2 protein-coding genes are annotated in these 1,776 nt (G+C 39.4%); both read right to left on the bottom strand.

Features of this window, described 5'->3' with window-relative positions:
• Window positions 1–167 precede the first annotated feature (167 nt).
• Window positions 168–458, bottom strand: a complete 291-nt coding sequence (locus FJ213_13485) for a hypothetical protein (GenBank protein MBM4177165.1) — start codon at window positions 456–458, stop codon at window positions 168–170.
• Window position 459: 1 nt separating this feature from the next.
• The coding region (locus FJ213_13490; GenBank protein MBM4177166.1) for an efflux RND transporter permease subunit at window positions 460–1,776 on the bottom strand (1,317 nt) is incomplete at its 5' end.

Below are 1,776 nucleotides of genomic sequence, written 5' to 3' on the forward strand. Positions count from 1 at the left end.
CTTAACCGCTTTGGGATTGTTATTCTTCCATCTTTGTTGAGATAAATTGAATCCATATCTATGCTTAAGATAGCAGATTTTCAATTAATCTTCACTACGCAAGATTTGAAAGTTTCAGCAGAAATTAAGCCCATTCAATCTTCATGATCACACCCACAAAAACATTTTCAAATCCAAATCACCGCATCGACTTCGAGATATTTCAAATCCTTCACTCGCAAATTTTCTTTTATCTGCTTTATCTCGGGACGGATTTTTTCAAGCTGATTCTCAACATCTTCAATTATTGTAATAGAATAATAGCCAGGCCAAACAGTTGTATCGAATAAAGGTTCGCATCCCATTGTTTTCCCCGTCGCCTTCTCAATTCGAGTAAAACTTTTAACATCGAGCTTGTTGATGACTTCATCGATTGCTTTTGTATCGGCTATGTTGTGAATTATGATTGCTAATTTCATTTTACTTCCTCGCTTTGGTTTTAATTGTTTTTTCGAAGATACTGTACATCACCGGCACAATAACTAATGTGATCAATGTAGCAAATGTTAATCCGCCGAAAACAGAAGCACCGAGCGGTCTCCAAGTTTCTGCACCTTCGCCTGTGCTTAACGCAAGCGGAAGTAAACCAAACATTGTCGTCAATGCAGTCATCAAAACTGGACGCAGTCTGCTTCTTCCTCCAGCAAGAATTGCTTCGACGAGTGTATATTCTCTTTCTCTTAGAATATTAATGTAATCGACAAGAACAATCGCATTGTTTACGACTATTCCGACAAGCATCACCAATCCGATGAACGAGATAACATTCAAAGTCTCTCCGAAAACTGCCAATCCAATTAGAACGCCTGAAAATGCAAATGGTACGCTGAACATAATTATAAATGGATCGCGAAAACTTTCAAACTGCGCCGACATTACAATATAAACTAATACTATACTTAATAAGAGAAGTAAAATTAAATCCGAGAAAGCTTCCTGCTGCTGTTCATAGCTTCCTCCGAATTCAATGGCAACTCCAGGCGGCAGGGGAATTTTTTCAATTTCACCTTGAAGAGTGCTCACAACTTCTCCAAGCGATTTTCCGGAAATTCCGCATTCAACTTTTACAATTCGCTCTTGGTCTTTTCTGTCAATTTGGATAGGAGAGAATGCACGTTTAATTGCTGCAATACTTTTCAGCGGGATCCTATCTCCTTTAATGTTTTGCACTTCAAAATTTTCAACGGCTTCGAGACTGCTTCTGTCCGATTCGTTCAGACGTAATCTTAAATTGTATGCATCTTTTCTCGCCCGGAAGTCTGTCGGAGTTGCGCCTGAAATATAATTCCGAAGTGTATTCGCGACCATTCCAACATTCAAACCGAGTGCTGATGCTTTTTCCCGATCAATATCTATAATCAGTTCCAGCTTCTCCTCTTGCAAAGAGATCTGCGGTTCGACAATGCCTTCGGTGATTTTCATTATTGCGTGGACTTTTTCGGCAATTTGTTTTGTCAATTTCAAATCGTTTCCGATTATTTCAACAGAAATCGGTTTGCCGCCGCCAAACATTTGTTCTCCGCCGCCTGCAGTGTTAATCGTAAGTTTTGTGATACCAGGGTACTTGGAAATTTTTTTTCTAAGATCATCGGCAATTTCGTTTACAGAACGCTCCCGCTGAGCTTTCTTCACAAGCAGGAATGAAATTTCCCCGATGTTATCACTCTCTTTCGAACCGAAAGCTGATTCAAATCCGCTGCTCGATTGCCCAATCTGATAAAAAATGTTTTTAATTTC

The sequence above is a fragment of the Ignavibacteria bacterium genome (genome assembly GCA_016873845.1).
Taxonomy (GTDB): domain Bacteria; phylum Bacteroidota; class Ignavibacteria; order Ch128b; family Ch128b; genus JAHJVF01.